This window comes from Bradyrhizobium sp. YCK136 (assembly GCF_044570075.1).
Classification (GTDB): domain Bacteria; phylum Pseudomonadota; class Alphaproteobacteria; order Rhizobiales; family Xanthobacteraceae; genus Bradyrhizobium; species Bradyrhizobium diazoefficiens.
Genome location: NZ_CP172424.1, coordinates 2,256,365 through 2,279,525, shown reverse-complemented (window position 1 = coordinate 2,279,525; position 23,161 = coordinate 2,256,365). Strand labels below are relative to the sequence as shown.

Annotated in this window: 21 protein-coding genes and 1 pseudogene; 13 read left to right on the top strand and 9 right to left on the bottom strand. The window is 65.1% G+C overall.

Annotated elements, in window-relative coordinates; genetic code table 11:
* Nucleotides 1-99: 99 nt before the first annotated feature.
* Nucleotides 100-1,164: an IS630-like element ISRj1 family transposase gene (locus ACFLEY_RS10720; protein WP_026192128.1), complete on the top strand. Its 1,065-nt coding sequence runs from the start codon at nt 100-102 to the stop codon at nt 1,162-1,164.
* Nucleotides 1,165-1,247: 83 nt separating this feature from the next.
* Here the strand turns inward: ACFLEY_RS10720 and ACFLEY_RS10715 are convergent, their stop codons facing one another.
* Nucleotides 1,248-2,138 carry a DUF2147 domain-containing protein gene (locus ACFLEY_RS10715; RefSeq protein ID WP_060908617.1) on the bottom strand — a complete coding sequence of 297 codons (891 nt, stop codon included), beginning with the start codon at nt 2,136-2,138 and terminating at the stop codon, nt 1,248-1,250.
* Between the two features lie 197 nt (nt 2,139-2,335).
* On the opposite strand from ACFLEY_RS10715, the gene ACFLEY_RS10710 reads away from it, so the two are divergent.
* On the top strand, nt 2,336-3,130 hold the full coding sequence (locus ACFLEY_RS10710) for a DUF2147 domain-containing protein (protein ID WP_211434353.1): 795 nt from the start codon (nt 2,336-2,338) through the stop codon (nt 3,128-3,130).
* 282 nt (nt 3,131-3,412) lie between these two features.
* Nucleotides 3,413-4,861, top strand: a complete 1,449-nt coding sequence (locus ACFLEY_RS10705) for a FecR domain-containing protein (protein WP_060908618.1) — start codon at nt 3,413-3,415, stop codon at nt 4,859-4,861.
* Nucleotides 4,862-5,128: 267 nt separating this feature from the next.
* Here the strand turns inward: ACFLEY_RS10705 and ACFLEY_RS10700 are convergent, their stop codons facing one another.
* Together ACFLEY_RS10700 and asd are read right to left on the bottom strand one after the other, a co-directional pair.
* On the bottom strand, nt 5,129-5,692 hold the full coding sequence (locus ACFLEY_RS10700) for an NUDIX hydrolase (RefSeq protein ID WP_060908619.1): 564 nt from the start codon (nt 5,690-5,692) through the stop codon (nt 5,129-5,131).
* A gap of 67 nt (nt 5,693-5,759) precedes the next feature.
* A complete protein-coding gene (gene asd, locus ACFLEY_RS10695) occupies nt 5,760-6,623 on the bottom strand; it encodes an archaetidylserine decarboxylase (RefSeq protein WP_060908620.1) in 864 nt (287 codons plus the stop codon).
* A gap of 35 nt (nt 6,624-6,658) precedes the next feature.
* Between asd and ACFLEY_RS10690 the strand changes: the two genes are divergently transcribed.
* Complete coding sequence (locus ACFLEY_RS10690) at nt 6,659-8,323, top strand: aminotransferase class III-fold pyridoxal phosphate-dependent enzyme (protein ID WP_396604631.1); 1,665 nt, start codon at nt 6,659-6,661, stop codon at nt 8,321-8,323.
* 281 nt (nt 8,324-8,604) lie between these two features.
* Here the strand turns inward: ACFLEY_RS10690 and ACFLEY_RS10685 are convergent, their stop codons facing one another.
* From ACFLEY_RS10685 to ACFLEY_RS10675, 3 genes are all read right to left on the bottom strand, one after another.
* Nucleotides 8,605-9,264: a hypothetical protein gene (locus tag ACFLEY_RS10685; protein ID WP_060908622.1), complete on the bottom strand. Its 660-nt coding sequence runs from the start codon at nt 9,262-9,264 to the stop codon at nt 8,605-8,607.
* 226 nt (nt 9,265-9,490) lie between these two features.
* Entirely contained in the window at nt 9,491-10,180 is a 690-nt protein-coding gene (locus ACFLEY_RS10680) for a methyltransferase domain-containing protein (protein ID WP_011089374.1), read from the bottom strand.
* Between the two features lie 33 nt (nt 10,181-10,213).
* Nucleotides 10,214-11,266 carry a glycosyltransferase family 1 protein gene (locus ACFLEY_RS10675; RefSeq protein WP_060908623.1) on the bottom strand — a complete coding sequence of 351 codons (1,053 nt, stop codon included), beginning with the start codon at nt 11,264-11,266 and terminating at the stop codon, nt 10,214-10,216.
* Between the two features lie 275 nt (nt 11,267-11,541).
* Between ACFLEY_RS10675 and ACFLEY_RS10670 the strand changes: the two genes are divergently transcribed.
* The 4 genes from ACFLEY_RS10670 to ACFLEY_RS10655 all read left to right on the top strand — a co-directional run bounded on the left by ACFLEY_RS10670 (nt 11,542) and on the right by ACFLEY_RS10655 (nt 14,729).
* Nucleotides 11,542-12,225: a L,D-transpeptidase gene (locus ACFLEY_RS10670; protein WP_060912675.1), complete on the top strand. Its 684-nt coding sequence runs from the start codon at nt 11,542-11,544 to the stop codon at nt 12,223-12,225.
* A 145-nt stretch (nt 12,226-12,370) separates the two neighbouring features.
* Nucleotides 12,371-12,790 (top strand): cytochrome c family protein, encoded by a 420-nt coding sequence (locus ACFLEY_RS10665; RefSeq protein ID WP_060912676.1) that lies wholly within the window; start codon nt 12,371-12,373, stop codon nt 12,788-12,790.
* A 152-nt stretch (nt 12,791-12,942) separates the two neighbouring features.
* A protein-coding gene (locus ACFLEY_RS10660; protein WP_085967151.1) for an IS3-like element ISRj2 family transposase occupies nt 12,943-14,072 on the top strand; the annotation gives its coding sequence in 2 pieces (ribosomal slippage) (nt 12,943-13,195 and nt 13,195-14,072; 1,131 coding nt in all).
* A 318-nt stretch (nt 14,073-14,390) separates the two neighbouring features.
* Complete coding sequence (locus ACFLEY_RS10655; RefSeq protein WP_011089378.1) at nt 14,391-14,729, top strand: GIY-YIG nuclease family protein; 339 nt, start codon at nt 14,391-14,393, stop codon at nt 14,727-14,729.
* 114 nt (nt 14,730-14,843) lie between these two features.
* On the opposite strand, the gene ACFLEY_RS10650 is transcribed toward ACFLEY_RS10655, so the two are convergent.
* Genes ACFLEY_RS10650 through ACFLEY_RS10640 form a run of 3 tightly spaced genes read right to left on the bottom strand, consistent with a single transcriptional unit; the run spans nt 14,844 to nt 17,026 of the window.
* Nucleotides 14,844-15,128 (bottom strand): hypothetical protein, encoded by a 285-nt coding sequence (locus tag ACFLEY_RS10650; RefSeq protein WP_060912677.1) that lies wholly within the window; start codon nt 15,126-15,128, stop codon nt 14,844-14,846.
* A complete protein-coding gene (locus ACFLEY_RS10645; RefSeq protein WP_396604630.1) occupies nt 15,128-16,192 on the bottom strand; it encodes an IS630-like element ISRj1 family transposase in 1,065 nt (354 codons plus the stop codon). The genes ACFLEY_RS10650 and ACFLEY_RS10645 overlap by 1 nt, the downstream gene beginning before the upstream one ends.
* A 12-nt stretch (nt 16,193-16,204) precedes the next feature.
* Entirely contained in the window at nt 16,205-17,026 is an 822-nt protein-coding gene (locus ACFLEY_RS10640; protein WP_396604629.1) for a DUF899 domain-containing protein, read from the bottom strand.
* Between the two features lie 150 nt (nt 17,027-17,176).
* On the opposite strand from ACFLEY_RS10640, the gene ACFLEY_RS10635 reads away from it, so the two are divergent.
* From ACFLEY_RS10635 to ACFLEY_RS10615, 5 genes and pseudogenes are all read left to right on the top strand, one after another.
* Nucleotides 17,177-18,397, top strand: a complete 1,221-nt coding sequence (locus tag ACFLEY_RS10635) for a hypothetical protein (RefSeq protein ID WP_060908625.1) — start codon at nt 17,177-17,179, stop codon at nt 18,395-18,397.
* Nucleotides 18,398-18,425: 28 nt separating this feature from the next.
* Nucleotides 18,426-19,063, top strand: a pseudogene (locus tag ACFLEY_RS10630) (glutamine cyclotransferase).
* Between the two features lie 42 nt (nt 19,064-19,105).
* Nucleotides 19,106-20,170: an IS630-like element ISRj1 family transposase gene (locus ACFLEY_RS10625; protein WP_026192128.1), complete on the top strand. Its 1,065-nt coding sequence runs from the start codon at nt 19,106-19,108 to the stop codon at nt 20,168-20,170.
* A gap of 153 nt (nt 20,171-20,323) precedes the next feature.
* Nucleotides 20,324-21,892, top strand: coding sequence for a DUF4403 family protein (locus ACFLEY_RS10620; RefSeq protein ID WP_060908626.1), 1,569 nt, complete (start codon nt 20,324-20,326; stop codon nt 21,890-21,892).
* A gap of 135 nt (nt 21,893-22,027) precedes the next feature.
* Nucleotides 22,028-23,137, top strand: coding sequence for an ABC transporter ATP-binding protein (locus ACFLEY_RS10615; RefSeq protein ID WP_060908627.1), 1,110 nt, complete (start codon nt 22,028-22,030; stop codon nt 23,135-23,137).
* Nucleotides 23,138-23,161: the final 24 nt, after the last annotated feature.

Here is a 23,161-nt window from a genome sequence, read left to right as displayed (position 1 = left end):
ATCACCGCGTACCTCGCCATGGCCTTCGTCGGCGCCATCGTGCTCGGCATGATCTAGTACCCACTTTTCTTGGAACGTGAGTCGTGATTCAAGGTCGGGATGATACCCGAAGCAAGAGAAGTCCACCTTTCGAGGAAAGATCGCAAGGTGCTTGAGGCGTGCTGTCGCTCACCGGTGACGTTGCAGCGCGATTTGAAGCGGGCGCGGATAGTTCTGTTGGCGGCGGATGGGCGCAGCACCCGGTCGATCGCCAAGGAAGTTGGGGTCCAGCCGCGGATTGTCAGCCTTTGGCGGCATCGCTATGCCGACCATGGCCTTGAAGGGCTGCAAGACAAGCCGCGGCCTGGCAAGCAGCCGATCTATACGAAGACGACCGACAAGCGGATTCTGAAGCTGCTGGATAAGCCGCCACCGCAAGGGTTTGCGCGCTGGACCGGCCCCCTGCTGGCCGAGGCGCTGGGCGATGTCGATGTCCAATATGTCTGGCGGTTCCTGCGCAGCCACAAGATTGACCTGGTGGCTCGCAAGTCCTGGTGCGAGAGCAACGACCCGAACTTTACGGCCAAAGCCGCCGATGTTGTCGGCCTCTATGTCGCGCCGCCGGCGAAGGCCATTGTGCTGTGCGTGGACGAGAAGCCCTCGATCCAGGCTTTGGAGCGAGCGCAGGGTTATCTGAAGTTGCCCAATGGCCGCGCCTTGACCGGCCAAAGCCACGATTACAAGCGGCATGGCACCACAACATTGTTTGCGGCGCTCGAAGTCGCCACCGGAAAGATCATCGCGACCCATTCAAAACGCCGGCGCCGCGTCGAGTTTCTCGATTTCATGAACAGCGTCACCGCGGCTTTTCCGAACCGCAAGCTTCACGTCATCCTCGACAACCTCAACACCCATAAAAAGAACGAGGACTGGCTCAAGGCCCACCCCAACGTGCAATTTCATTTCACGCCGACAAGTGCGTCATGGCTCAATCAGGTCGAAGTATGGTTTTCCATCTTGCAGGGGCAGTCGCTCAGCGGCACCTCCTTCACGAGCCTCAAGCAGCTTCAGGAACACATCGATGCCTACGTCAACGCATACAACGACAGAGCCGAGCCCTTCGTCTGGACCAAGAAAAAGGTCCGTCAACGCCGTTTCAAAGGCCGCCGTATCACTCAGCTCTGATTCCGGGTACTAGCGGCCATCGATCAACCACACCGGAGACCGCTTACCTTCCCCGGGAGGGCGAGCGTAAGCCGAGTGCATTGCTACGACCGCACACCCCACTGCCGCGGTGTCGTGGCCAACTGCTCCTGCGGCTCCTCAATGCGCATCCAGTCGTTGCCGGAGCACCAGAAGCGGCCGAGCGCGCAGGCCTCGACGTAGAGCTTGCCGGCGCTCTTCAGCGTCATTCTCGCATAATAAGTGTTGCCGGTGGAGCGGCTGTAGATGCTGCCGGTCCAGACGTCGTGTGATTTCTGCTTCATGTTGACGAGCACGCTCTCGCCCCTGCTCGACGCCTCGGTCAACGCATAGCCGCATAGCGCAGAGCCGCAGCGTTCGATGCGGACCGTGCCCTTGGCGCCGTCGCTTTCCCACTGCCCGAGTGGCATGCCGGGCGACTCGTCGTCACTGCGCTGTGCGATCGTGGTAGTCGGCTTGATCTCGAGCTTCGGCGCGACGACCGGCGGCTCCATGCGCGGCGGATCGAGCGCGATCGGCTTTGGCGGATCGACGCGCGACAGCTCGACCCGTGGCGGATTGGAGCTGAGGGCCTCGATCCTTGGTGCCTCGGATCTTGGCGCCGGCGGCAGCACAACGGGCTGCGACGTCGTCGCGGCGAGCACGGGCGGCGGCGCAGGTAGCGGCGCGACCGCAATCGCCTGTGGCGGCCGGGCCGGGGTTGCCGGATAGACCGGCAGCGGCGCCTGGACGACCGGCGGTGGGACAGGCGCAGCAGGCGTCGTGGCGACGTCCTCCGCCGGCCGAAAGCTGCGATTGGAGGAAATCGAGACGCAGGACGCGGACCGGCAATTCCTGGGCGCCTCGACATGGAACCGGTGGCCGCCGATCGAGAAGGAGTAGGAACCGGCCCGGGCTGAAGGCGCAACCGCCAGCAGCGCGATCAATATGCCAAGCGAAATCGCAAGCCGCGTCATCGGCGCCTCCCTCTCTCTGTCGCGACGAGGTTACGCGGGATGAAATGCGGCTAAGTGTGCGCTGGCTCACCCAGGCGCCACGGGTCCTTGTGATGTCCATCACGGAGGACGGGACGGGCCGGGCGTAGGGTCGAACCACGCTTCATCCACGAGCGACTTCAGTCCAGATCGGGACCACGCATTTTCCGGAGGTTGTCATGAACAAGCTCACCGTCGCCGCCACCGCACTCCTCCTCGCGTCGACCGCGGCCGCGCATGCCGGCAATTCGATCTCGTTCCAGATCGAGGGTCAGCACATCCGCATCGAGACGCCGCGCAACTGCGCCTCGCTCAACTGCGTGACCATCGTCGCGCCGGGCCTGTCGGACAAGCCGATCAAGCTGAACAACATCAACCTCAAGGGCCTTGGCTCCAAGGACGATGACGTCGACACCACGCCGGCTCCGGCCACCACCGCCGCGCAGCCCGCGCCGGCTCCGGTGCAGCCGCAGCCCGTGCAGCAGGCGCCGGTCCAGGCGACCGCGCCGGCCGCGCCTGCGGTTGCCGCCCCCGCAGCTCCCGCCACGACGGTTGCCGCCGCTCCGTCCGTCGGCTTCGACAACACGGTGCAGCCCGCACCCGCCGCGGCTCCCGTTGCTGCGCCCGCGCCGGTCGCCGTTGCTCCCGCGCCCGCTCGGGCTCCGGTGGTCGCTGCGCCGGCCCCGGTTGCCAACACGCCGATCGGCGTCTGGGCGACCGAAGAGAACAAGGGCAATGTCCGCGTCGAGCAGTGCGGCGCTAATCTGTGCGGCTACGCCGAGAAGACCAATGAGCGCATCCTGATCAACATGAAGCCCGAAGGCTCGAAGTGGAGCGGCCGCATCCACGACCCCGACTCCGGCCGCAACTACGACTCGACGATCGCGATGAAGGGCCCGAACGCGATGCGCGTGCAGGGCTGTGCCTTCGGCGGCATGTTCTGCGGCGGCCAGACCTGGAAGCGCGTGAGCTGACGCGCGGAGCGCGTCATCCCGGGGCGATGCGAAGCATCGAACTATGGTGCGCAATTGCGCACCTGAGGATCTCGCACCACAATTTCGAGATTCCGGGTTCGCGACGTTGTCGCGCCCCGGAATGACGAGCAAGAATAGACCGCCACGTCCCTGATGCGGGGACGTGGCGTTTGAACGTTCGCCCCGTCCATGCGACAGATGTTCATCCGCCATTCAGCTCAATCAGGCTGAAATCGGCCGATCTCGCCTCGCGTTTCTCACCGGGACTCCCTCGTGATTTCAATGGTGGCCTGGCGCCGCTTCGTGTTCGCGCTTCCGCTGCTGGCCTTGCCGCTGGCCGGCGCGAGCGTGGCTTGTGCATCCGATGCAATCGAGCTCGCACAGGCGCAGCCGCAGGCACAGCCGGTGCCCGCCCCCTCCCCGACGCCCGCAGCTTCGCCGACACCGGCCGCGGACGCTCAATCCGCCGTCGTCGAGCCGATCGGCAACGTTGCGACCGTCACGGGGATCGCGACCGTGATCCGCGACAAGAATTCCTATCCGCTGCGCGTGCGCGACGACATCTATCTCAACGACGTCGTGCAGACCTCGTCGAACTCCTCGCTCGGCATCACCTTCAACGATGCGACCACGTTCAACCTCTCCGCCAGCGCCAGGATCACCGTCGACAATTACGTCTATGAGGACGGCGGCAAGCAGAATTCGGCGATCTTCGACATCGGCAAGGGCACGGTTGCCTTCGTTGCGGCGGCGGTGGCAAAGACCGGCGACATGAAGATCGCGACGCCGACCGCGACGCTCGGCATCCGCGGCACCACCGGCGTCGTCGACGTGCCCGAGGGTGCGGCCGCGAGCAGCGCCAGCAACGTCAACATCAAGCTCTATCCCGACGCCGACGGCCGGGTCGGACACATCGAGGTCAACGACCGCACCAGCGGCACGCGGCTCGGCGCGCTGACGCAAGCCGCAAGCGGCTTTGCGATCCGGCCGGGCGCCGGCGGCACAAGTGGCATGCGCTTTGCGGCCGTGCCGATCACCATTGCCCCGCAGCAGATCGCGCGCGACCGCAGCTTCGTCAGCCAGGTGCACCTGGCGCAGACCACGGGCCGCCAGATCGTCACCGAGCAGCGCGACTTCCGCCGCGCCAATCCGACCGCTATCAGCCGCATTCCGCGACCGGCGCAGCCGCCGCAGCAGCAACAATTGCGGCCGACGACGGCGCCGGGCCAACAGCCGCAGCGGCCGAACGGTCAGCCTGGCCAGAACAACCGTCCGGGTCAGCAGCAGCCGGGCACGCCAAACCGGCAAGGCGCTCAGCCGCCGCAGCGGCAGGGCCAAGGACAACAAGGACAGGGCGGCGCGGTGCAGCCGGGTACGCCGCGCGCGGGCCAAGGCCAGCAGCAACAGGGTCAGCGGCAAGGTGCGGGCCGGCCCGCCGGCGCACCGCGCACCGGACCGGGCGTCCAACCCGGCGGCACGCCGCAAACCCAGCCGGCGCGCGCCGGCCAGACTCCCGCACAGCCGGGAGGAGCGGTGCCGCCGCAGCCGGGTACGACACCGCAGCCGCAAGCGCCGCGCACCGGATTGCCGCCGGGCCAGCCGCCCGCAGTCCAGCAGCCCGGCCGCATCCAGCGCCAGGGCGGATTCCAGCAGCGCCCGCCCGCCGCACAACGCCCCGCAGCGCCGCGCAAGCCGGCGCCTGCTCCGAAGGAGAGGAAAGAGCGGCGGTAGGCATCGAGTGCGCCACATCGCCGGTGCGCTCCCTCGCCCCGTTCTTACGGGGGCGCGACGAGCTTCGCTCGCGCTGAGAGGGTTGGGGTGAGGGGCTGCTTCCGCGAGCTCGATTTCAATTGTCGGCGGAGCACCCAGCTCGATAATTGTCGTGCGTGTCGGATGGACTTCCATTTTTGCAACGGTGTGCCCTGCCCCTCACCCGGATCGCTTGCGCGATCCGACCTCTCCCCCGCTGAAGGGCGGGGAGAGGTAAGAAACGACAACTCACGCCTCGCCGCGCAGCCAGGCCTTCACCTTTTGCAACAGACCGTGGCGCAGCTCGTCGACCGACGCGGCCTCGGCGGGCGTCAGCGTCTGCAAGGCTGCGTCGACGTCGTCGCTCGCCGGCCGCGGCTCGGGTGCGGCCGAAGATGCAAGGCCGGCGGCGGCGATCGCGATCGGGCCGATCTGGATCAGGAAGGCGCGCTCGTATTCGCGCGACAGGCGCACGATCGCATCGTCCAGCGTCAGCCAGTCGACCGCCTTGATGTCGTTCATCAGCTTGCGGACCGGACCGCCCTCGGCCTCCATGCGCCAGAAATGCACGACCTTTGAGCGGCCGCCCGACTGATAGACGAGCGTGCCCAGGAATTCGTGGATGGCGACCTCGTGACCGGTCTCTTCCAGCACCTCGCGGTGCGCGGCCTGTTTCGGCGTCTCGCCGTCGTCGAGCTTGCCCTTCGGCAAGACCCACTCGTTGCGCTTGCGCTGGCGCACGACCGCGATCAGCGGCGGCGCGCCACGCCGCAGCACAATACCCCCCGCCGCCATCACCGGCGCCCGCGCCATCGCCCAATCCGTATCGATCTATTCGTCCCCGCCGACCATATAGGCGGCGGGGACGGCGGATTGAAGGCTACTTTCTCCCGAGCAGCGCTTGACCGGCGCGAATGCGAGTGCCCTCGGCGATGCCGTCGCAAAACGCAAAATCGCCGGGCGCGAGGATGATGATGGTCGAGCCGTGCTCGAACCAGCCGAGCTCCTCGCCCTTGCTCACGTTGACGTCGCAGGGGAAGTTGACCGGGCCCTTCGTCTGCGCGTTCAGCACCATGTCGAGGAAGTGCAGGCGGATGCTCGCGACCAGGATCGCTGCGACCGGCACCAGCGTCACCGCCTCGCCGGTGGACAGATGCGTGCGGATCACCGCGCGCTCGTTCTTGCAGAACAGACGCTCGACCCGCTTCAGCGCGATCGGGTTGACGTTCCAGACGTCGCCATGGATCACCGTGACGCGCTCGATATGGGCGTCATAGGGCGCATGGAAGCGGTGATACATGCTCGAGGTCAGCCGCAGCGTGACGAAGGATCCGTTTCGGTGCTGGTCGACCAGGGCGGAATCGCCCAAAAGATCGAGCAGCGAATAGGGCGCGCCCTTGACCTGGAACAGCTCGGTATCCGCGATCCGGCCATGCGCGCCGACGATGCCGTCGGAGGGGCTGGCGACAATGGATGGGTCGGGATCAAACGGACGCAGGCCCGGCTTCAGCTCCCGGGTGAAGCAGTCGTGCAGGCTCTTGAAATGCGTTTTCCGCGCCTCGGACAGGTCGAGATCGGAGAACAGCTTCCACAGCGCGATCGAGAAATCCCGCACCAACGGATTCTCGATCTTGGAGAACCAGCCCATGAAGCGGGTCAACGCGGCGCGGGGGATGCGGTTGGTCAACAGGAAGTTGAGGTCTTCCTGCTGGGTGAAAGAGGCGATGAGGGCTTTGACTGTCATGAATCTGTCAGCTCGCAGTATTAGCGCTTGTTGTCATGGAAACGACACTCCCGATTCTCTCGATGTCCGTGGCCGCCGCAGCGTCCGCTGCCGCCGCCTTCCCGAAGCTCAAGGCGCGGATCGAACTCTCCCGCGCCAAGCACCGCTCGCTCGCCGGGCACTCCAAGATGTCGCGCCGGGTGGCGCGGCTGCTCCCGTTCTACGAGTTCGGAGAGAACGACTATTTCTCCTGCGACGGCGCGCCGGCGAACATCGCGGCCCAGCGCAAGGACGGCTTCTTCCGCCTCGCAAGCCGCTACGCCGAGCGCTATCCGAAGGGGCGCGCGATGACGAAGGAAGCCGCGGAAAAGATCTCCGACCTGAACTTCACCGAAAGCTACCGCGTGCCGTTCCAGTTCTCGCGCCTCGTCCGCGAGCACCTGGGCACCTCGACCTTCATGGAATCCTCGCGCGGCGTCACGGTCACCGATGTCGACGGCAACACCTCCTACGACCTCACGGGGTCCTACGGCGTCAACATCTTCGGCAACGACTTCTACAAGGAGTGCATCGAGGGCTCCGAGAAGCGGGCGCACGCGCTGGGTCCCGTGCTCGGCCCCTACCACCCCGTCATCCTCGAGAACGTGGCGCGGCTGTGCCAGATCTCCGGCCTCGACGAGGTCTCCTTCCATATGTCCGGCACCGAAGCCGTGATGCAGGCGGTGCGGCTGGCGCGCTACCACACCAGGCGCACGCATCTCGTCCGCTTCGCCGGCGCTTATCACGGCTGGTGGGGCGATGTGCAGCCCGGCGTCGGCAATCCGCTTCCCGCGCACGAGACCTATACCCTCGCCGAGATGTCGGAGAAGACGCTGCATGTCCTGCGCACGCGCAAGGACATCGCCTGCGTGCTGGTCAATCCGCTCCAGGGCCTGCATCCGAACGCCAACGCGCCCGGCGATTCCTCGCTGGTCGACAGCTCCCGCGGCGGCAATTTCGATCGCGCGGCCTACACGGAATGGCTGAAGAAGTTGCGCGAAGTCTGCACCGAGCGCGGCATCGTGCTGATCTTCGACGAGGTCTTCGTCGGCTTCCGCCTCGCCGCGGGCGGCGCCCAGGAATACTTTGGCGTGCGCGCCGACATGGTGACCTACGGCAAGAGCCTCGCCGGCGGCCTGCCGGTCGGCGTCGTCTGCGGCAAACGCGAGCTGATGCGCCGCTTCCGCGACGATCGTCCCGCCGACATCTGCTTCGCGCGCGGCACCTTCAACTCGCATCCCTACGTCATGACGGCGATGGACGAGTTTTTGAGCCGGCTCGCCAGCCCGAACTTCCGCGCCATCTACGACGGGCTGGACGCGACCTGGAACGGCCGCGCGGAAAAGCTCAACCAGATGATGGAGAGCGCCGGCCTGCCGGTGCGGTTCGCAAACTTCTCGTCGATCTGGACGGTGAAATACACCACGCCGTCCCGCTACAACTGGATGCTGCAATACTATTTGCGCGCCGAAGGCCTGGCGCTGAGCTGGGTCGGCACCGGCCGGCTGATCTTCAGCCTGAACTACACCGACGCCGACTTCACCGAGGTCGCCGAACGCTTCGTCCGTGCGGCCGGGAAGATGAAGGCCGACGGCTTCTGGTGGCACGACGGCGCGCTCACCAACAAGAACATCAAGCGGCAGATTTTGAAAGAGATGCTGGCCAAGCGTTTTGGGCGCTGAGGCTTTTCGCTGCGCCCCGAACACCGCCCTATCCTCCCCCTCTCCCCGCTTGCGGGGAGAGGGTTGGGGTGAGGGGGACTCACCGCGAGCGCGGTGAGAGTTGGCGAGCGATCGGCTAGCCACGCCCCCGCGGAGAGCCCCCCTCACCCGCCGCGCTACGCGCGTCGGCCTCTCCCCGCGCGCGGGGAGAGGCGAAAAGGCCCCCAAGACGTGGATGCCCGGGACGAGCCCGGGCATGACGCAACCATCAGACATCGGAGTGTTGTGTGTACGCAGCGCGCTCAGGCGTGCTGCTCTTCGAGCGTGGGCTCGGAGATCAGGCCCAGCGTGTGCTCGGGGTTGAGGTGCAGGCCGGGGTCCATCAGCTCGCCGCGCATCAGGGCGAGCGGCGCGCTGCGATAGAGCATCAGATCGTGGAAGGGGTCGGTCAGGATTTTGGTCATCCAGACAAGGCCGGTCTCGACGTCGCGGATGAAGAACAGGTGCACGGTACGGAACAGAAGACCGCCGCCGCCGACCACGAGCCAGATCTTGGCGACCTGCCGCATGAAGTCGGTCGCGCTCGCCCAAGGCGTGAACAGGCCGAACAGCGTCGGATCGGCAAGCAACACCAGCGGCGAGGCCGCCCAGATCGCCATCAGCACCACCTTGCGCTGAAGGTTGTAGCCGACCTTGATCTCTTCCTTGTACTCGTGCGTCGCCTGGTTGATGTGGTCGTAAGTGTGCGGCTCGAAGAAGAAGTGACCGGCCTGGCGCGAGGTCATCGAGACCAGCCAGCCGACCAGCGCCGAGATCACGGGATCGACGAACAGCCAGACATAGGCGAAGAGGAAGCTCAGTGCGCTGATGAAGTGCAGGCTCTGATTGATGCGGCTGTGGTGATAGTAGCGATGGTCGTCCCAGCGCTGGATCCGCAGCTGCTCGAGATAATTCTTGATCATGCTCTCCCCCAAAATGCTTTCGGGTACGGGATTACAGGGATTCGATGTACGCCGCGTGACATCATCATTTTGTCATGTGACGATGTGCAGCGGCGCGATGACGCACGTGTTACTCTCCCCCCTCATCCTGAGGAGCGCGGAACGCGCGTCTCGAAGGTTCTCCGAGCGATGCGAAGCATCGTCCGGGAGACGGCGCCACGCGCCTCCTCACCATGAGGAGCAGCAGTCACGCAGCCTTGGCGACGTCGACCTTGCGGAAGCGCACCAGCGAGAAATGGCCGAGCGGCGGAATCAGCCGGCGCTCGGCGAGCTCGATGCCGGGGGCGCCGGCCAGCCACTTGGCATAGCGTGACCAGGCGAACTCGGCGGTGCGGAAGCCGAGCGGACGCACCACCGGCTGCAGCTTCTGCTCGATGAAGCGGCGCATGCCGGCATCGGCGCTGACGCGGGTCAGGATGATCAGCTCGCCGCCCGGACGCAGCACGCGGGCGAATTCGTCCAGCGCCTTCTCCGGGTTCGGCACGGCGGTGACGACATATTGCGCCATTACGACGTCGAAGGAATTGTCGGGGAATTCGAGCTTCTCGGCATCCATCACCGCGAGGCCTTCGACATTCTTCAGCTTGCCTTCGGCGACGCGCTGGCGCGCCTTGTCGAGCATCGCTTCCGAAATGTCGGTGCCGAAGATGCGCAGGTTCGGGGCGTAGAGCGGCAGCGAGATGCCGGTGCCGACGCCGACCTCGAGCACGCGGCCGCCGATCTTGTTGGTGGCTGCGATCGCGGCCTGCCGGCCCTTGGCGAACACGCCGCCGAACACGAGATCGTAGACGGGCGCCCAGCGATCGTAGGCCTGCTCGACCGTGCCGCGGGTGAGGTCGAGCTGCTGGGTGCCGTCAAGGTTCATGATCTTAGCCATCGGTGAGGTTCTCGCTGGGGTTCAAAAGTGGGATCAACCGCGCACCGGCCGCCGCGCCATCACCGGCGAGGCGCGCAAGGCGCGGCTGGGCTGAAGTGAGGTGAGGTTTCCGACGAACTGGCGCGCGCTGTTCTCCCAGGAGCGCTCCAGCGCGAAGTTGCGGCAGGTCTCGCGCGACATGGTGAGCGCGCGCAGGCACGCGGTGCGCAGATCATGGTCGATCGCGCCGATCGGGTGATCGGCGATGACGTCCTTCGGGCCCGTCACCGGGAACGCCGCAACCGGCGTGCCGCAGGCGAGCGCCTCCAACTGCACCACGCCGAACGTGTCGGTCAGGCTCGGAAACACGAAGACGTCGGCAGCCGCGAGATGCGCCGTGAGATCCGCTCCCTTCTTCTCACCGAGGAAGACCGCGCCCGGATATTTCTTTTCGAGCGCCGCCTTCTGCGGGCCGTCGCCGACGACGACCTTGGTGCCGGGCAGATCGAGCGCGAGGAACGCTTCGAGATTCTTCTCCACCGCCACCCGGCCCATGGTCATGAAGATCGGGCGCGGCAGATCGAGCTTGGCCGGAGAGTCCGGGTGGAACAGCTCGGTGTTGACGCCGCGCGTCCAGAAGCCGAGCCGCTTGAAGCCGCGCTCGGACAGCTCCTGCCGCAGCGAGGGCGTCGCCACCATGGTCATGGCGGCGGCATCGTGGAAGTGGCGCAGCACGGCATAGCCGACGCTCGCGGGGATGCCGGTCCGCACCGAGACATATTCCGGAAAGCGCGTGGTGTAGGAGGTGGTGAAGGCGAGCCGGTTGCGGCGGCAATAGGCCCGCGCGGCCCAGCCGATCGGCCCTTCGGTCGCGATGTGCAGCGCTTCCGGTGCGGCCTTCTCGATCCGCCGCGCGATCTCCTTAGCGCTCGGCAGCGCAATACGCAGGCCCGGATAGGTCGGCAGCGGCCACGACGGAAAGCCTTCCGGCGTGAGGAAGTCGATCTCGACGTCGAGGGCCTTGGCGGCGCCCGCCAGCGAGGTGAGCGTCCGGACCACCCCGTTAACCTGCGGATGCCAGGCGTCAGTCGCGATTAATACCCGCATGGGGAAATCCCGAGAGTTTGATGATTCTCGGCTTTGGACCATCAACCACGGATATTTCAGGCGTGTGACGTCACAGAAGTGTCGGCCCGGTGTTTTGTTCGTTAACGGACCCACGCGGCCACGAAACTGTCATGAAACAATCCTTGCCGCGATGAAACCGTTTTCGGTTTTCCGCGCAAACGTCCCGAAACTTCTTTCCGTTAGTGATCCAGGCAACAGAGCACCGCAACGGTGCCGGGGTGACCACGAACACCCGCGCAAACAGGGGCGACCACATGTTCAATCTGGACACGTTCAAGACGTACTCGCGCGCCGTTGCTTTCAGCGCAGTGGCGATCTCCGCAATCGCATTCGCAGGTCCGGCCAAGGCCGCGCCGGTGCAGCTCTTCCCCTTCTTCCAGCCGCTGCCCCCGATGGCCGCGCCGCAGCCGATCCAGCCCTATCAGCCCTACCAGGCGCCGACCTATCAGAGCGCGCCCTCCGAGGACCAGGACGCGGTCGAGATGCCGGCCCGCTTCCGCCGCCAGACCGTCTCCTACGCGACGCGCGAAGCGCCGGGCACCATCATCATCGATACGCCCAACACCTATCTCTACTACGTGCTGGGCAACGGCCAGGCCGTTCGTTACGGCATCGGCGTCGGCCGCGACGGCTTCACCTGGTCCGGCATCCAGTCGGTGACCAAGAAGGCCGAGTGGCCGGATTGGACCCCGCCGCCGGAGATGATCGCCCGCCAGCCCTATCTGCCGCGCCACATGGCCGGCGGCCCCGGCAACCCGTTAGGGGCCCGCGCCATGTATCTCGGCGGCACCATCTACCGGATCCACGGCACCAACGCGCCGGACACGATCGGCAAGCACGTCTCCTCAGGCTGCATCCGCCTGACCAACGACGACGTCACCGACCTCTACTCCCGCGTCAGCGTCGGCACCAAGGTGATCGTGTTGCCGATGACCTAGCGACGCGCAGAGCTCGGCGCCGCGACCCGCTAAAGCGACAGGACATTGTGACGCAAACGGCCCCGGAACCCACCGGGGCCGTTTTCGTTGGCCCTCGACATCCCGATGCGCGCCTGTTGCGGCGCGATCCCCGATGGAGGCGCAGATGCAATCCCGCCTGCAAACATCGCCAAGCAGATGGCTGCGCCCGATCGCCCGCGCCGGGGCATTGACGCTGCTCCTGTCCGCGCCCTCTTCGCGCGCCCAGCAACCGGCGAACGACGAGGCAGCTCAGCAGGCGTTCAACAATTCCTGCCGCACCTGCCACTCGGTGAAGGAGGGCGACAATCGCCTGGGCCCCAATCTCAGCAAGATTGTGGGACGGAAGGCAGGCTCGCTGCCCGACTACAACTACTCTCCGTCGATGAAGGAAGCCGGCTTCGTCTGGGACCAGGACAAGCTCACCCGCTTCATGGTCAAGCCGGATGAAGTTGTCTCCGGCAACAAGATGCAGCCCTATGGCGGCGTCTCCGCGGAAGAAGCGGCCAAGGTGCTTGCGTATCTGCAGGCGGCGGGCGCGCAATAGCGGCGCCGGTGCCACGTGTTGAGGCCCGCATCGGAAATCGCAGCGCATCCTTCGAGACGCCCACAGAGCTGGCCCCGCAAATTCGGACAGTAGCTTGAGTGGATTTTCTGCCTGACAGCGGCGAGGATTCTTGCTGCGAATCAGGAGCGAAGATGACGAAGAAGAGCCGCCGGACGCATTCTCCGGCATTCAAGGCGAAGGTTGCTTTGGCTGCGGTCAAAGGCGACAAGACACTGGCGGAGCTGGCGCAGCTGTTTGATGTTCATCCGAACCAGATCACGATCTGGAAAAACCAGCTCCTGGAAGGCGCCGCCGGCGTGTTTGGGCATGACAAGACATCGGCCGAGACGCCGGTCGATTTGAAGGCGTTACATGCCAAGATCGGCGAGCTGGCGTTGGAAAACGATTTTTTGTCCGGCGCGCTCACCAAGGCGGGCCTGCTGAGCGCAAAGCGATGATCGACCGCGATCATGATCTTTCTATCGTGCGCCAGGCGAAGGTCCTGAAGCTGGCTCGCAGCACGGTCTACTATGAACCTCGGCCAGTTTCGGCCGAGGACCTTGCCTTGATGCGTCGGCTCGATGAGCTGCATCTCGATTATCCCTTCGCGGGAGCGCGTATGCTGCGATCGTTGCTGCGGCGGGAGGGCGTATACGCCGGTCGCCGCCACATCGCGACGCTGATGAAGCGCATGCGGATCGAGGCGGTCTATCGTCGCCCGAACACGAGCAAGCCGGCTCCGGGTCACAAGATCTACCCGTACCTGTTGCGCGGATTGAAGATCGAGCGGCCCGACCATGCGTGGGCAATGGACATCACCTACATTCCGATGCGGCGTGGCTTCGTCTATCTCGCGGCGGTCGTCGATGTGTTCAGCCGACGGGTCCTGGCCCATCGCGTCTCGATCACAATGGAGGCGGCCTTCTGCGTCGAAGCGGTCCAGGAGGCGTTGGCGAAGCACGGCAGGCCCGAGATTTTCAACACGGATCAGGGCAGCCAGTTCACCAGCCTCGAGTTCACCGATGTGCTGCTGGACGCGAAGATCGCCATCAGCATGGACGGCAAGGGCGCCTGGCGCGACAACGTGTTTGTCGAGCGGCTCTGGCGCACGGTCAAATACGAAGAAGTTTATCTCCGCGCCTACGACAGCGTGTCCGAGGCGCGAGCGTCAATTGCCAAGTATCTGGCCTTCTACAATCAGGGACGCCCTCACTCGAGCCTTGACGGGCGCACGCCCGACGAGGCTTACTTCGGCACGCAAGCTATGGTGATGGCCGCATGACCGTCGCCGACGGTTTTGTCGTCGCTCTGGTCGGGCTACGCCCTCCCGACGCAACGACAAAACCGTAAAGCCCCGCGTTCAGCATAACCCGGCAGGAATCCACTTAAATCCAGCGGGGCGCTGTCCAAACAACCGGGGCCAGCTCTCACCTTCGGCGGGCCCTCGGGATGAGGACTGAGTGTGTGGCTTCAAATCATTCCCGAGGCGTCCGTTAGCTCGAACAACCACGACTCATCTCTTGCACCAAGCCGCAGATGCCAGTTAGCCTCATCCTGAGGAGACCGCGAAGCGGTCGTCTCGAAGGACGAGGCGTGCACGATGACTGAAGGCGTGTGGCTCTACATTCTCAGATGCACCGATGGCAGCTACTACATCGGTACAACACGAACCGAACTCGAAATCAGGATCGCGCAGCACAACACCGGCGCGTTCGCGGGCTATACAAAGTCACGCAGGCCAGTGACGCTCGTATTCTCGCAATGGTTCGACAGGGTCACGGACGCGATCGAATGCGAACGCAAACTCAAGAAATGGAGCCGCGCCAAGAAGGAAGCCTTCATGCGCGGCGATTTTGCCGAGCTGCATGAATTGGCGAAGCGCGGATCACATCATCCTTCGAGACGCCCGCCTGCGGCGGGCCTTCAGGATGAGGGCTGAGTGTGCGGCGACACTTTGCTGAAGCACGGATGCCAGTTGATCCTCATCCTGAGGAGCCGCGTCAGCGGCGTCTCGAAGGCCGAGGCGTGCACGGGATAGCCTCTCACCCGCCTCTCACCCGCCGCCCGCCCCTCGCCACTCCGCGATCAGCCTCAGCCACGCCGCCGCATGAAACGCGCTCATCAAGAGATACATCGGCACCATGCCGCCGAGCAGAGAGCCCTGCCCGGCGCCGCACAGCATGTCCGCCGGGCCGCCGCCGAGCGCGGCGGTCAGCATGGCCATGACCGCGAAGGTCGGCGTCGCCGCCAAGGCCAGCCATCTGGCGAGGCGGCGCGCGGCAGTCACGCCATCGCAGCTGGCGGGCGCAGTTGCGCTGACGGGACTAGTACCCGGAATCAGAGCTGAGTGATACGGCGGCCTTTGAAACGGCGTTGACGGACCTTTTTCTTGGTCCAGACGAAGGGCTCGGCTCTGTCGTTGTATGCGTTGACGTAGGCATCGATGTGTTCCTGAAGCTGCTTGAGGCTCGTGAAGGAGGTGCCGCTGAGCGACTGCCCCTGCAAGATGGAAAACCATACTTCGACCTGATTGAGCCATGACGCACTTGTCGGCGTGAAATGAAATTGCACGTTGGGGTGGGCCTTAAGCCAGTCCTCGTTCTTCTTGTGGGTGTTGAGGTTGTCGAGGATGACGTGAAGCTTGCGGTTCGGAAAAGCCGCGGTGACGCTGTTCATGAAATCGAGAAACTCGACGCGGCGCCGGCGTTTTGAATGGGTCGCGATGATCTTTCCGGTGGCGACTTCGAGCGCCGCAAACAATGTTGTGGTGCCATGCCGCTTGTAATCGTGGCTTTGGCCGGTCAAGGCGCGGCCATTGGGCAACTTCAGATAACCCTGCGCTCGCTCCAAAGCCTGGATCGAGGACTTCTCGTCCACGCACAGCACAATGGCCTTCGCCGGCGGCGCGACATAGAGGCCGACAACATCGGCGGCTTTGGCCGTAAAGTTCGGGTCGTTGCTCTCGCACCAGGACTTGCGAGCCACCAGGTCAATCTTGTGGCTGCGCAGGAACCGCCAGACATATTGGACATCGACATCGCCCAGCGCCTCGGCCAGCAGGGGGCCGGTCCAGCGCGCAAACCCTTGCGGTGGCGGCTTATCCAGCAGCTTCAGAATCCGCTTGTCGGTCGTCTTCGTATAGATCGGCTGCTTGCCAGGCCGCGGCTTGTCTTGCAGCCCTTCAAGGCCATGGTCGGCATAGCGATGCCGCCAAAGGCTGACAATCCGCGGCTGGACCCCAACTTCCTTGGCGATCGACCGGGTGCTGCGCCCATCCGCCGCCAACAGAACTATCCGCGCCCGCTTCAAATCGCGCTGCAACGTCACCGGTGAGCGACAGCACGCCTCAAGCACCTTGCGATCTTTCCTCGAAAGGTGGACTTCTCTTGCTTCGGGTATCATCCCGACCTTGAATCACGACTCACGTTCCAAGAAAAGTGGGTAGTCACGACCTTCCGCGGCCTCCTCGCGAAACGCCTTCTCGCCGGCGTCCGTGACCTCGACCCATCGCTTGTCGGGCGCAGCGCCCTCGACATAGCTGTCGTGCCAGTTCCACCATTTGTAGGTCGGCGTCTGCGGATAGCCCTTGGGTGAATCCTCCCAGACCTCCTGCCGGCCGAGCGGCGTGATGTCGAGATAGTTCCAGGTGCCGCCCATCTGCTCGTCGCCGCGGCTCTTGACGAAATAGGTGCGGAAGATGCGCGTCCCGTCGCGGTAGAACACGTTGGTGCCGTGCCACTCGTCCACGCCGAAATCGGCATCGAAGCTGTCGGTGATGGTGACCCACGGCATGGTCCAGCCCATCCGCTTCTTCAGCCTGGCGATATCGGCCTGCGGCGCGCGCGAGGCGAAGACCAGCGTGGTGTCGCGGGCGTTCAGGTGCGATACATGGGCGACCTGGTCGGCGACCATCGAGCAGCCGCGGCAGGCATGATCCGGCCAGCCGAACACGCCCGGCTCGAAGAAGGCCCGGTAGACGATCAGCTGCCGCCGGCCCTGGAACAGGTCGAGCAAACTGACCTTGCCGCCGGGCCCCTCGAACGCATAGGTTTTGTCCACGACCATCCACGGCATGCGCCGGCGCTCGGCGGCCAGCGCGTCGCGGGCGCGGGTATGCGCCTTTTCCTTCACGAGCAGTTGCTGACGGGCTGCCTCCCAGTCCTGCGGCGACACCACCGGCGGTGTTTGCATGGCGGCCTGTCCGTTACTTCCTGCTTTTTCTGCTGATGTCATCATGGCTCTCCAAACCTCTCTCCTGGGCGCTCATTCCGCGTCGCGCTATGACAGACGTGGAACCGCTCGCCCCTCACCGCACATTGTCGGCCGTCAACGATTTCTGGCACCAAGCGGTTGCGTGGTGGGAGTAACAAGTGTGGCGGGATTGAAATGGAGTCGCTGATCACCGCCGCGGCGCGTGCGCTCGAAGCCGGCGATCCGCTCGGCGCACTGAATCGTGTCGCCTTGCGCAACGATGCACCGTCGCTGGCGCTGCGCGGCATCGCGATGGCGCAGCTCGGCGATCTCGCAAAGGCGAAGACGCTGCTGCGCAGCGCCGCGCGTGCCTTCGGTCCGAGAGAGGCGGTGGCACGCGCAAGATGCGTCGTGGCGGAAGCCGAGATCGCGCTCGTCTCGCGCGACCTGAGCTGGCCCGCGAAGACGCTCGCGGCCGCGCGGGCGACGCTCGAAAAGCATGGCGATCTCGCCAATGCCGCCCATGCCGGCCACATCGAGGCGCGCCGTCTCCTCCTCCTCGGGCGCATCGACGAGGCCGAGCGCACGCTGGCCGAGGTCGGCAGCGCATCGCTCCCGCCTGCGTCCCAGGTGGCGCGCGAGCTGGTGGTCGCGGGCATCGCGATCCGACGGCTCAGGACGGAAACCGCGCGCACCGCACTCAGCCGCGCGGCGAAGGCAGCGCGGCTGGCGGGAATCCCGGCACTCTCGGCCGAGGTCGACAGCGCGAACCGCATCCTCGACACGCCGGCCGCGCGCCTGATCGCGCGCGGCAGCGAACACCCGCTGTTGCTCGGGGAGGTCGAAAGACTGGCGACCTCGACGGCGCTCGTCGTCGACACCTTCCATCATGTGGTGCGCAGGCAAGGCGTTGCCGTGTCGCTCGGAACGCGGCCGGTGCTGTTCGCGCTCGCCCGTCTTCTGGCGCAGGCCTGGCCCGCGGATGTCTCGCGAGAGACGCTGATATCAGGTGCGTTCCGGGCGAAGCACGCCGATGAATCGCATCGCGCGCGATTGCGCGTCGAGATCGGGCGGCTCCGCACCCAGCTCAAGCCGCTGGCCGAAATCAGCGCGACAAAGCAGGGTTTTGTGCTGGCGCCGCGCAAGACGCGCGACGTCCTCGTGCTGGCCCGGCCCGTCGAGGAGAAGCACGCCGCCGTCCTCGCCTTCCTCTCGGATGGCGAGCCGTGGTCGAGCTCGGCGCTCGCGCTGGCGCTGGGAACGAGCGCGCGCACCGTGCAGCGCACGCTCGAGGAGCTCGCGCGATCGAACAAGGTGCAGTCGTTCGGACACGGACGGGCGCGCCGCTGGATGATCCCGCCCGTCCCGGGCTTCCCGACAGGCTTGTTACTCCCCACGCCGCTGCTGAAGACGTAAGGTGGATCAGTTCACAGGGATCACGCACATGAAACGTTCAGCCGCCGAGATCGTCAGGGAGTACGGGCCCTTTCCGGGCGTCGAGGCCGTGCACGGCGTGACCTATGACGGCACGCATGTCTGGTTCGCATCCGGCGACAAGCTGAACGCGGTCGATCCGGCCAGCGGCAAGCTCACACGCTCGATCGATGTCGCCGCGCACGCCGGGACGGCGTTCGACGGCCGGCACCTGTTCCAGATCGCCGAGGACCGTATCCAGAAGATCGACGCCGCGACGGCAAGGTGGTGAACACCATCCCGGCGCCCGGCGGCGGTGGCGATTCCGGACTCGCCTGGGCGGAGGGTTCGCTGTGGGTCGGTCAATATCGGGAGCGCAAGATCCATCAGATCGATCCGGAGACCGGGGCGGTGCTCCGCACCATCGAGAGCAAGCGCTTTGTGACCGGGGTGACGTGGGTCGACGGCGAGCTCTGGCACGGCACCTGGGAGGGCGATGACAGTGACATCAGGCGGATCGACCCGGTGAGCGGCAAGGTGCTGGAGCAGCTCGACCTGCCGGCGGGCACGATGGTCTCGGGCCTGGAGTCCGATGGCGGTGACCGTTTCTACTGCGGTGGCGGAGATCGCGGCAATGTGAGAGCGGTCCGCCGTCCGCGGCGCGGCTAGTACCCACTTTTCTTGGAACGTGAGTCGTGATTCAAGGTCGGGATGATACCCGAAGCAAGAGAAGTCCACCTTTCGAGGAAAGATCGCAAGGTGCTTGAGGCGTGCTGTCGCTCACCGGTGACGTTGCAGCGCGATTTGAAGCGGGCGCGGATAGTTCTGTTGGCGGCGGATGGGCGCAGCACCCGGTCGATCGCCAAGGAAGTTGGGGTCCAGCCGCGGATTGTCAGCCTTTGGCGGCATCGCTATGCCGACCATGGCCTTGAAGGGCTGCAAGACAAGCCGCGGCCTGGCAAGCAGCCGATCTATACGAAGACGACCGACAAGCGGATTCTGAAGCTGCTGGATAAGCCGCCACCGCAAGGGTTTGCGCGCTGGACCGGCCCCCTGCTGGCCGAGGCGCTGGGCGATGTCGATGTCCAATATGTCTGGCGGTTCCTGCGCAGCCACAAGATTGACCTGGTGGCTCGCAAGTCCTGGTGCGAGAGCAACGACCCGAACTTTACGGCCAAAGCCGCCGATGTTGTCGGCCTCTATGTCGCGCCGCCGGCGAAGGCCATTGTGCTGTGCGTGGACGAGAAGCCCTCGATCCAGGCTTTGGAGCGAGCGCAGGGTTATCTGAAGTTGCCCAATGGCCGCGCCTTGACCGGCCAAAGCCACGATTACAAGCGGCATGGCACCACAACATTGTTTGCGGCGCTCGAAGTCGCCACCGGAAAGATCATCGCGACCCATTCAAAACGCCGGCGCCGCGTCGAGTTTCTCGATTTCATGAACAGCGTCACCGCGGCTTTTCCGAACCGCAAGCTTCACGTCATCCTCGACAACCTCAACACCCATAAAAAGAACGAGGACTGGCTCAAGGCCCACCCCAACGTGCAATTTCATTTCACGCCGACAAGTGCGTCATGGCTCAATCAGGTCGAAGTATGGTTTTCCATCTTGCAGGGGCAGTCGCTCAGCGGCACCTCCTTCACGAGCCTCAAGCAGCTTCAGGAACACATCGATGCCTACGTCAACGCATACAACGACAGAGCCGAGCCCTTCGTCTGGACCAAGAAAAAGGTCCGTCAACGCCGTTTCAAAGGCCGCCGTATCACTCAGCTCTGATTCCGGGTACTAGCCCCGCGATGACGGCCTGAATGTGCGGCAACGGCGCGCACGCGGCCGTTAACACATTCGCCCCAATTCCACCCCATCGATGCGCTCTAGCGCCCTCCTCTCCCGCCCTGTAGAATCCCTCGCGGGCGGCCTGGGGGTGAGATGCGTCTGGCGTTGAATTTCAAGACTATCCTGATTGCCGTGGCGGTGCTCGCGGCGTCGTTCTTCATCAGCCTGAAGGCGATGGACTGGCTGTCGCCGCGCGCGACCAATTCCGCGCCCCCGGTCGCACAGCCGCCGCCGCTGCCGCCGGCCTCGAAGAGCTCGATCGTGGTCGCGCCGGTCGCCATCGCGATCTCGGCGATCCGCGAGCAGGCCGAGAAGGCCGCGCCGCGCAATTTCGCCGGCAAGGCCGACAATCCGATCTCGCAGATCCTGGAGAACGCCGACATCGGTTGGTCCGCCGTGCGCGGACCGATGGCGGCTGCCGGCGACAAGGACGTGCTGACCATCTCGACGCCGCTCAGCGGCAAGCTGAACGTGACGGGCTCGCTGTCGGCGAAGGCCACCGGCGCGCTGGGCGATGCGCTCGGCAGCGTGCTCGGCGGTGACGCGGCGAAACGGATCGGCGCGGTCAACATCAAGAATCTGAATGCCAGCGCCGAGATCAAGGGCAACGTGGTCGTCACCTCGCGTCCGAAGCTCGCGGCCAACTGGCATCTCGAGCCCAATCTCGGGGCGCAGGTCAATCTCGGCGACACCAACCTCAACGTCTCCGGCGCCAAGGTCAACGTGCCGGTGCAGGTCAAGCCGCTGATCGACAAGAACGTCGGCGAGCAAATCAACATCGTCTCCGAGCGCATCCGCAACGATCCGTCGCTGCGGGAGAATGCCAAGCTGCAATGGGCCAGGGCCTGCCGTACGATCCCGCTGCAAGGCTCGGGCTCGTCGGCCGCGCTGCCGCCGCTCTGGCTCGAGATGAAGCCGACCCGCGCAATCGCGGCACAGCCGCGCGTCGACGCACAGAACGTGACGCTGCTGCTTGGCCTCGAGCTGGAGACGCGCGTGACCTCGGCGCCGTCCAAGCCGGACTGCCCGTTCCCCGACAAGATCTCGATCGTGCCGCCGACCGGCACCGGCGTGAGCATCGGCGTGCCGATCGACGTGCCCTTCACCGAGATCAACAAGCTCATTGCGGCGCAGATGGTCGGCCACACCTATCCCGAGGACGGCTCGGGCCCGGTCGACGTCACCGTGAAGAGCGTCAACGTGGTTCCGTCCGGCGACCGGCTGCTGATCTCGCTTCTGGTGCGCGCCAAGGAGAAGAAGAGCTGGCTCGGCCTCGGCGCCGAGGCGACCGTGCATATCTGGGGCCGGCCGATGCTCGACCAGGCCCAGCAGACGCTGCGGCTCGCCGACATCCAGCTCGCGGTGGAATCCGAGGCCGCCTTCGGGCTGCTCGGCGCGGCGGCGCGCGCGGTGGTGCCGCAGATGCAGCAGGCGCTGGTGCTGAAGGCGACACTCGATCTGAAGCCGATCGCCGCCAACGCCCGCGAGAAGATCGCGGCCGCGATCGCCGACTACCAGAAGAGCGAGGACGGCCTCAAGGTCGACGCGAAGATCGACAGCCTGACGCTCGCCGACATCGCCTTCGATTCCAAGACGCTGCGCGTGGTCGCGGAAGCCGGCGGCTCGCTCAACGTGTACGTGACGAAGCTGTCGGGGATGTAGCGCGTCTTCACTCACCAAGCCCGCGCGTGTCTTCGTCGCTTGCGCCGCTAGCATTCTCATCGGAGGATGCTAAGCTGTTCTTCGCAACCTCGAACGAGGTCCTGACAGCACTGTAGCCGATGACGCGAGGACAACATGGAAGCCGGCATGGTCACGCTTGCGCCGGCACTGGTGCGATTTTCCGGCATACAGAAGACCTATGATGGCGAGCACCTCGTGGTGAAGAACCTCGACCTCGACATCAGGAAGGGCGAGTTCATCACCCTGCTCGGCCCGTCGGGCTCGGGCAAGACGACCACGCTGATGATGCTGGCTGGCTTCGAGGTTCCGACCCATGGCGAGATCTATCTCGCAGACCGGCCGATCAAGAACATGCCGCCGCACAAGCGCGACATCGGCATGGTGTTCCAGAACTATGCCTTGTTTCCGCACCTGACGATCGCGGAGAATATCGCCTTCCCGCTCTCCGTCCGCAAAATCAACAAGGCGGAAGCGCAGGAGCGCGTCAGGGCGGCGCTCCGCATGATCAAGATGGAAACCATGGCGCACCGGCGGCCCGGGCAGCTGTCCGGCGGTCAGCAGCAGCGCGTGGCGCTGGCCCGCGCGCTGGTTTTCAATCCGCAACTCGTGCTGATGGACGAGCCCCTTGGCGCCCTCGACAAGCGCCTGCGGGAGCAGATGCAGCTGGAGATCAAGCAACTGCACGAGACGATGGGCATCACCGTCGTCTACGTCACCCACGATCAGAGTGAAGCGCTTACCATGTCGGACCGCATTGCCGTGTTCAACGACGGCATCGTGCAGCAGATCGACAGGCCCGACGCGCTGTATGAGCATCCGGTGAACAGCTTCGTCGCTCACTTCATCGGCGAAAACAATGTGCTGGCCGGCACCGTCGAGACGGTCGACAAGGACTATTGCCGGGTCGCGCTGGCGGGTGGCGGCGCCGTCACCGCACGGGCGGTCAATGTATCAGGCGCGGGCGCATCGACCTCCCTGTCGGTGCGGCCGGAGCGCGTCGCCATTGTCCCGGACGGCACCTCCAGCGAAGGACCGAACCGGCTGCCGGCCAGGGTGCAGAACACCATCTATCTCGGCGACCACGCGCTGGCCGTGCTCGATGTCGCCGGCAACGGGGAGTTCATGGTCAAGCTTCAGCCGGGGGCGCATCACAGTCTCATTCCTGGCGAAAGCGTGTTCATCACCTTCCGGCCCGAAGATTGCCTCGCCCTCGATCCCGTTTGATCCGAACCTGCAACGATCAACGTC